The organism is Rhizobium alarense (assembly GCF_021555155.1).
Lineage (GTDB): Bacteria > Pseudomonadota > Alphaproteobacteria > Rhizobiales > Rhizobiaceae > Rhizobium_D > Rhizobium_D alarense.
In genome coordinates this window covers 1-7,534 of record NZ_JAKGBU010000089.1, presented here as the reverse complement: position 1 = coordinate 7,534, position 7,534 = coordinate 1, and the positions used below count along the sequence as shown (strand labels likewise).

Below are 7,534 nucleotides of genomic sequence, written 5' to 3'. Positions count from 1 at the left end.
CAGATCGCGGCCTTCAGCACAGCCGGTGTTTCCGGCTTGAGCACGAGCCAGATCGCCGCCTTGAGCACAGATCAGGTCGACGTGCTGAGCACGGCACAGGTCGGCGCGCTCAGCTCCAAACAGGTCGCGGCCCTTGGCACCGACGACATGGCGGCGTTCTCCACCGCCCAGATCGCCGCCCTGAGCACGGCCGGGCTGGCGGGTCTCGGCAGTGCGCAGCTCGCCTCGCTCAGCCCCGAACAGATCGAAGCCTTCTCCACCGCCCAGATTGCCGCATTGAGTTCGGATGCGCTTTCTGGCCTCAGTGCCGAAGATCTGGATGGCTTTTCGGCCGAGGATCTCGCGGCAATCAGCGCCGACGGCATTGCCGGCCTGTCCACGGACTTCATCGCCGGGCTCTCCACTGCCGAGCTCGCCGCCCTGAGCACCGCCAGCGTATCGGGCCTGAGCAGCGCCCAGATCGACGCCCTGAGCGCGGAGCAGATCGACGCCTTCACCACAGACCAGATCGCGGCCTTGAGCGCGAGCGGGGCGGCCGGTTTGAGCACCGAGGACATCGAGACGTTCTCGACGGAAGAACTCGCGCTGATCAGCGCCTCCGCTATCAAGGGCCTGTCCACCGCCGTCATCGCATCGCTGTCCACCGGCGAGATCGCCGACCTGACCACAAGCCAGGTTGCCGGGCTGACCTACAATCAGGTCGCGGCCATGAGCACGGCGCAGATTGCAGCACTCTCCACCGATCAGATCGGTGCCATGAATGCGGTGCAGGCGGCCGCCTTGGGAACGGATGACATAGCGCTGTTTTCCACCGACGAGATCGTCGCCTTGAGCTCCAGTGCGATTTCGGGCTTGAGCACAGGGGTTGTCGCCGCCTTGACGACCGATCAGGCCGAGGCGCTCACGTCCGGCCAGGTCAGCGCCCTGACCTCAACACAGGTCGCCGCGCTCGAGACGGAAGACCTCGCGACATTCTCGACGGAGGACATCGCGTCCTTCAGCTCGACCGGCATCGCGGGATTGTCCACGGACGACATTTCCAACCTGTCGAGCGAACAACTGGGTGCCCTGATGGATACGCAGATGGGATCACTGAACTCGGATCAGGTTGCGGCCGTCATTGCGGCCTATCTGGCGGCCTAGCGTCCTTCAGCGCCGCTCAGGACCGCCACGAAGCCTGCGCGGCGCGTTTCGTGGCGATCCCCGCACCGTGGCGAGCCCATCCCCGAAGATATCTCCGGCGAATGAAGCTCAGGATCCTGGGGAAACCCATCGCAGGCTGTTGCAATAGCGGCCGCGAGGACGCCAATTCGTGGAATGTCCCTGCTCACCAACGACGCTCCCGTTTCGAACCCGACCCTTCCCCTTGCCGCGGCTCTGGAGCTCGCGCGAACGCAGCGGCTGTCCCTGCCGGATCTGTTGCAGGTCGCTGAAGGCCGAAGCGCCGCGGGCAACAGGCCGGAAGCTGCGGAAATCTACAAGGCGTGGATTGCCTTCAATGACGCGCATCCCCTGCTGCACATGGTCTATTTCAACTATTCCGTGACCTTGCGCCTGATGGGCGACGTTGCCGGATCGATCCACGCGCTGCGCGCCTGCCTGAAGCTCGATCCGCGTTTCGGGCAGGCCCACATCAACCTCGGCCGGGCCTTCGAAGACAGCGGCCTCGCGGTGCAAGCCATCCAGCAATGGCGCAGCCTCGTGGAGTTGACTTCGGAGAGTTCGGCCGATCGGGTCACGCATCGCCTGATGGCGCTTCAGCACATCGGCCGCGTCATGGAGAACACCGGCCTTCTTGAAGAGGCGGAAGCGGCCCTGTGGCAGGCAATGGAGCTGCGGCCCGACAAGACCGAAGCCGGCCAGCACTGGAGCGCCTTGCGGCAACGGCAGTGCAAGTGGCCGGTTCTGGTTTCGTCGGATCATGTGTCGATGCGCCAGCTCATCGATGCCATGTCGCCGCTGACGCTCGCCTGCTATTCCGACGATCCGATGTTTCAACTTGCCAAGGCCTACCGGTACAACAAGTCCTTCGTGGGCAGGCCCGATACGTCCAGCTTTCCGCGACGGGCGCCGAAGCACAAGACCGGAACCGGCGCGCGCCTTCGTATCGGCTACGTCTCCTCGGACCTGCGCGACCATGCCGTCGGATTCGCGCTCCGGGAAGTTCTGGAGCTTCACGACAAGGCGAGCGTCGAGGTCTACGCCTATTATTGCGGCGACCCGGTTGCGAACGACGCGACACAGGCGCGGATGAAGAGCGCCGTGGATTGCTGGCGCGACATAGCCGCACTCAGCGATGCGGACGCAGCGCTGCAGATTGCGAATGACGACATCGATGTTCTCATCGACGTCAACGGATACACCAAACACGCAAGGACGAAGATCTTCGCCTACCGGCCGGCGCCGATCATCGTCAACTTCTGCGGCTATCCCGGTTCCATGGGCAGCCCCTTCCACCAGTACATGATCGCGGACGCGTATATCGTCCCCCCCGAGCATGAGATCTACTATACGGAGAGGGTGCTCAGGATCGCCTGCGACCAGCCGGTGGACCGCAAGCGCGTCATTGCCGAAAAGCCGTCGCGAGCCGAAGCGGGATTGCCGGAGGACGTCTTCGTCTTCGCCTGCTTCAACGGAATGCAGAAGATCACCGAAGGTACCTTTGCCCAGTGGATGACCGTGCTTGCCGCGACGCCCGACAGCGTGCTCTGGTTGCTCACCGGCGGCGACACCGTCGACCAGCGTCTGGTGCAACTCGCCGGGAAAGCGGGGATCACGCCCGAGCGCCTCGTTTTCGCGCCGAAGGCGCCGAACGCGAAACACCTCGCGCGCATCGCCCTTGCCGATCTCTTCCTCGACACGTTCCCCTATGGCGCGCATTCGACCGCCGCCGACGCCCTGACCATGGGACTGCCGGTCCTGACATTCCCCGGCAAGAGTTTTGCGGCGCGGTTCTGCCACAGCATCGTCGCTGCAGCCGGCGTACCGGAGCTCATCTGCGACGGTCCGGAGCAATATGTCGAAAAGGCGATCGGCTTTGCGCGGGATCCCGAAAGCCTGGCGACGGTCCGGGCGAACCTTCAGGCCAAGCGGGACACCAGCGTCCTGCGCGACATCCCGGCTCTCGCGCGCCGCCTGGAGGAGCTGTTCTGGCAGATGCAGGCGGCAGGCGAGCGTGGCGAAACGCCGGTGCCCGACCTGCGCAATCTCGATCTCTACTACGAGATCGGGGCGGACCTCGTTCGAAACAATAGCGAATATTGCGATGAGCCGGCCTACCGCCAGCGGTATCAGAAGGCGCTGGCGGCCTGGAACGACTATGCGCCGATTGCGCCGGACATTCGCTTGTGGAATGCGGCGACGGCGTCAACGGCATGAGCGACAAGGGCGCACGGAGGGGGAGAGCCGCGATGGTGGGCGCCGGACTTTCCGGCGCCGTGATCGGGCGCGCGCTTGCCGAGGCGGGGCATCGGGTCGAGGTCTTCGAGATGCGCGGCCATATTGCCGGGAACTGCCACACCGAACGGGATCGCGACACCGGCGTCATGGTCCATGTCTATGGTCCCCACATCTTTCACACCGACGATCGCGAGGTCTGGGACTATGTCAACCGCTTCCAGACATTCCTGCCCTACAAGAACCGGGTCAAGACGACCAGCGCGGGACAGGTCTACTCGCTGCCCATCAACCTTCACACCATAAACCAATTCTTCGGCAGGGCTTTCAGGCCGGACGAGGCGCGCGCCTTCATCGATGGCCTCGCCGACAAGACGATCGGGGATCCGCAGACATTCGAGGAGCAGGCGCTGCGCTTCGTCGGCCGCGACCTCTATGAGGCCTTTCTCAAGGGCTATACGCAAAAACAGTGGGGCTGCCTGCCATCCGACCTGCCGGCGTCGATCCTCAAGCGCCTTCCGGTGCGCTTCAACTATGACGACAACTATTTCTTCCACACGTTCCAGGGCATGCCGGAAAACGGCTATACCGACATGGTCGGGCGGATTGTCGACCACGCGAACATCACCGTGCATCTCCAGACACGGTTTCGCCGCGACCAGACCGCCGACTTCGACCACGTCTTCTATTCGGGTCCACTCGACGGCTATTTCGACTGCGCCTTTGGCCGGCTCGGATACCGAACGCTGGATTTCGAGCGTTTCACCTATGACGGCGACTATCAGGGATGCGCCGTCATGAACTACGGTGATCTGTCGGTGCCATATACGCGAGTGACCGAACACAAACACTTCTCGCCATGGGAGGACCATGCCGGGTCGGTCTGCTATCGCGAGTTTTCCCGCGCCTGCGGTCCGGACGATGTGCCCTACTATCCGATCCGGCTGGTTCGGGAAAAGGAGCAGCTTGCGCACTACATCGCGCTGGCCGTCCGCGAGACCGGCGTGACCTTTGTCGGTCGGCTCGGAACCTATCGCTATCTCGATATGGACGTCACGATCCGGGAAGCGCTCGATACCGCGCGTCTCTATCTGGCCAGACGTGCAACCGGCGAGACCGTTCCGGCCTTCCTGCACCCGCCGGGCTGATCGTGCCGGCCCGGAGCGGGACCGAGGCAGGACGGCCGCCCTTGCGGCGGACGACCGTCCATTCGTGATCTGAGATCACCAGGTCTTCTTCAGCGTCGCGACGACGCTGCGGCCGTTGCCGTAGAAGCACGCATAGGCGCTGGCGCAGGATGCCACGTAGCGTGTATCCGCAAGGTTCTTGGCATTGACCTGCAGGCTCACACCCTTCCAGTCCGGGTTCGCCGCACCGAAATCGTAGCTGACCATGGCGTCGAACAACGTGACGGCTGACACTTTGAAGTCGTTGGTGTTGTTGCCCCAGCTCGTGCCGATGTAGCGTGCGCCCGCACCAAGCGTTAGCCCTTCGAGCGCACCACCGGCGAACTCGTACGTTCCCCAGATCGATGCCTGGTGCTGCGGCACGCGCGCCGGCATCTTGCCGATCTCCTCGGCGGTGACCGAATCGACGATCTCCGACTTGATATAGGCGTAGCTGCCGATGAGCGAGATATTGCTCGTCAGCTGAGCCCTCGCGGAAAGTTCGACGCCGCGATTGTGGATCTCGCCGATCTGGCTGTAGACGGTCTCGCCAAGCGTGCTGTCCCAGGCACCTTGTACGGCATCCTTCTGCCGCAGGTCGTAATAGGCCGCGGTGAACAGCATGTCGGTGCCGGGCGGCACATATTTGACGCCGATCTCGGCCTGGCGCGCCGTCGTCGGATCAAACGGCGCCTCGCCGTCCGGCGGCGAATAGAGTGACGGTTCGAACGAGGTCGCATAGCTGACATAGGGCGCGATACCGTTGTCGAAGGCGTAGAGCGCGCCGGTACGCCAGGTAAACGCATGATCGTCGTAGGAATGATCGCTGTCCGACGGCAACTGATCGTCGATCTCGGTGCTTGCCCAGTCGTAGCGGATGCCGCCCATCAGGTTGAGATTGCCGATCTCCGCCTGCTCCTGCGCGTAGATCCCGGTCTGCTTCGCGGTCAGTTCCTCGAGCGACGAGGTTGAAAGCGTGATGTCGTCATATTCCGAACCGCCGTATTCAGGATCGGTCAGATCGAGCCCCGGTGCCGCGCCGAAACCCCACTTGTAGTCCCGGCTGCGATAGCGGTAGTCGAGGCCCGCCAGCACGGTATGCTGCGCCGGTCCGGCATCGAACTCCGCCTCGAGCTGGTTGTCGATCGTGAACTGGCGCCAGTCGTCGGTACCGCCGCTTGCGGAGCGGGTAATGACGGTGTGGCCGGTATCCGGGTCCGTGCTCGTGCTGCCATAGGTGAGCGTCCGGTGTTCCCAGTCGACCGCGTGATACCGCGCCTTCTGCCGGAAGGTGAACGTTTCCCCCAGGGCCTGCTCGAATTCGTAGCCGACCCAGGCCTGTGTGCGGCTCGAATGCTCGAAATCCGGATCGGAGATGAAGAGGTCACGCGGCACGTAACCGTATCCGTCGATCGGGAAGACGGTGCCCGCCGCGTCGAGGAAGTTGCGGTAGCCCGCGTCGGGCTCGTTCTGATAGCCGCCGAGAACCGTGAGCTTCGTGTCCTCGTCCGACGACCAGGTGACCGACGGAGCGACAGCGAAAGTCTTCTGTTTCGTGAAATCCTCCTGCAGATCGGTCGACAGGCCCGTCGCAACGATACGGTAGGACAGCGACTCGCTGCCCGGCACCGCATCGCTGACGTCTACGCCGGCGCTCAGGTAGCTGTCCGTCCCGACCGAGAACTGCACTTCGTGCAGAGGCGTATCGGTCGGCTTCTTGCTCACCATGTTGACGAGACCGCCGGGGTTGGCTTGGCCGTAAAGGACCGAAGACGGACCGAGCAGCAGTTCCACCCGCTCCAGCAGGTAGGGATCGACCTTCGCGTAGGAGATATCCCCCGCCAGGAAGAGGCCGTCGAGATAGCGCGGCGTATAGTAGAAGCCGCGCACGAAGAGCTCGTCGCGCAGGTTGGAGGCGCCGCGATATTCCGCGAAAACGCCGGGCGTGTAGCGCAGTGCTTCGGCCACCGACTGGACCTGCTGGTCCTGCATCTGCTGCTTCGAGACGACCGCCACCGATTGCGGGGTCTTCGCGATCGGCGTGTCGGTCTTGGTGCTGATGCGGCTCTGCTTGGCAACATACCCTTTTACCGGGCCATCGCCGCGCTCGTCCGCGTCACCTTCGACCGTGATGGTCTCCAGCTGGGTGCCGGTGGCACTGTCCTGCGCCGCCGCCCCGGACACGGACAGCAAAACGGCGGCGGCGACCAGCGCGGCCAGCGACGCCCTCTGCAAAGCAGTTGACGAAAAAAGGGAATTCTGCATTCGGATCAATCACCCCAGCTAGTGTTTACAAGCCCCGTCAGAGGCGTTAAAAACATGAATATTTTAGTCATGTATATGGCGCAAAATCTTCGCCTGTCGACATGAAAGAGTTTGGTGTGAACGGCAAAATGTTACGCGAGAATGGCAGCGCAGCCGGTGGCGATGCGGGTTTGGCTCATCGGCAATCCCCCGACCCCACCTTGCCACAGCATCTCTTCGTCGGATCGACGGAGGGCACGTCCACGTGCACGCCCGATTCCGAAATCCATCATGTCTGGCCGAAATTCCTGGTGATGGTGCTTCTGCAGGGCTCCCAGCACTTCGTGATGGACGGCGTGGACTTCCGGATCGACGCGGGCACCGGCAGCAACCCGACGCCGATCGTCTTCATGCTGAACGTCGCGCGCTTCTGCCAGCTGCAATTCATCAACGACTGCGAAGACACGCTGCGCAAGGTGATGATTTCGGCGCCGCTGCCCTGGCTTCAAAGGCTGACGGCCACGCATCCGAAAGGCATGCCGACGCTGCGGGCCTTCTTCTCCCGCCATCTCGGCCAGTTCAGCTTCGAACCCGGGCGCCACATCGTCCAGCTCGCCGATCAGATCATGCATCCGCCGCCCTCCGTTCAGGGGGAGGTGCTGACGCTATACAGGCAGTCCCATGCCCTCGACATCATGTGGCAGTCCTGCAATGCCCTGATCCAGCAT

3 protein-coding genes and 2 pseudogenes are annotated in these 7,534 nt (G+C 63.2%); 4 read left to right on the top strand and 1 reads right to left on the bottom strand.

The window, feature by feature from the left end:
- The 3 genes and pseudogenes from LXM94_RS21585 to LXM94_RS21575 all read left to right on the top strand — a co-directional run.
- Nucleotides 1-1,143: pseudogene (locus LXM94_RS21585) on the top strand (hypothetical protein); the annotation flags it as partial.
- 174 nt (nucleotides 1,144-1,317) lie between these two features.
- A complete protein-coding gene (locus tag LXM94_RS21580) occupies nucleotides 1,318-3,378 on the top strand; it encodes an O-linked N-acetylglucosamine transferase, SPINDLY family protein (RefSeq protein WP_235773543.1) in 2,061 nt (686 codons plus the stop codon).
- A 32-nt stretch (nucleotides 3,379-3,410) separates the two neighbouring features.
- Nucleotides 3,411-4,544 (top strand): UDP-galactopyranose/dTDP-fucopyranose mutase family protein, encoded by a 1,134-nt coding sequence (locus LXM94_RS21575; protein WP_235773542.1) that lies wholly within the window; start codon nucleotides 3,411-3,413, stop codon nucleotides 4,542-4,544.
- Nucleotides 4,545-4,619: 75 nt separating this feature from the next.
- Here the strand turns inward: LXM94_RS21575 and LXM94_RS21570 are convergent, their stop codons facing one another.
- Nucleotides 4,620-6,827, bottom strand: coding sequence for a TonB-dependent siderophore receptor (locus LXM94_RS21570; RefSeq protein ID WP_235773541.1), 2,208 nt, complete (start codon nucleotides 6,825-6,827; stop codon nucleotides 4,620-4,622).
- A gap of 101 nt (nucleotides 6,828-6,928) precedes the next feature.
- Between LXM94_RS21570 and LXM94_RS21565 the strand changes: the two are divergent.
- Nucleotides 6,929-7,534, top strand: a pseudogene (locus tag LXM94_RS21565) (hypothetical protein); the annotation flags it as partial.

Bases quoted from the DNA above. Each gene is read 5' to 3' on its own strand.
- LXM94_RS21580 (WP_235773543.1), top strand. From the start codon at position 1,318: ATGTCCCTGCTCACCAACGACGCTCCCGTTTCGAACCCGACCCTTCCC.
- LXM94_RS21575 (WP_235773542.1), top strand. From the start codon at position 3,411: ATGGTGGGCGCCGGACTTTCCGGCGCCGTGATCGGGCGCGCGCTTGCC.
- LXM94_RS21570 (WP_235773541.1), bottom strand. From the start codon at position 6,827: ATGCAGAATTCCCTTTTTTCGTCAACTGCTTTGCAGAGGGCGTCGCTG.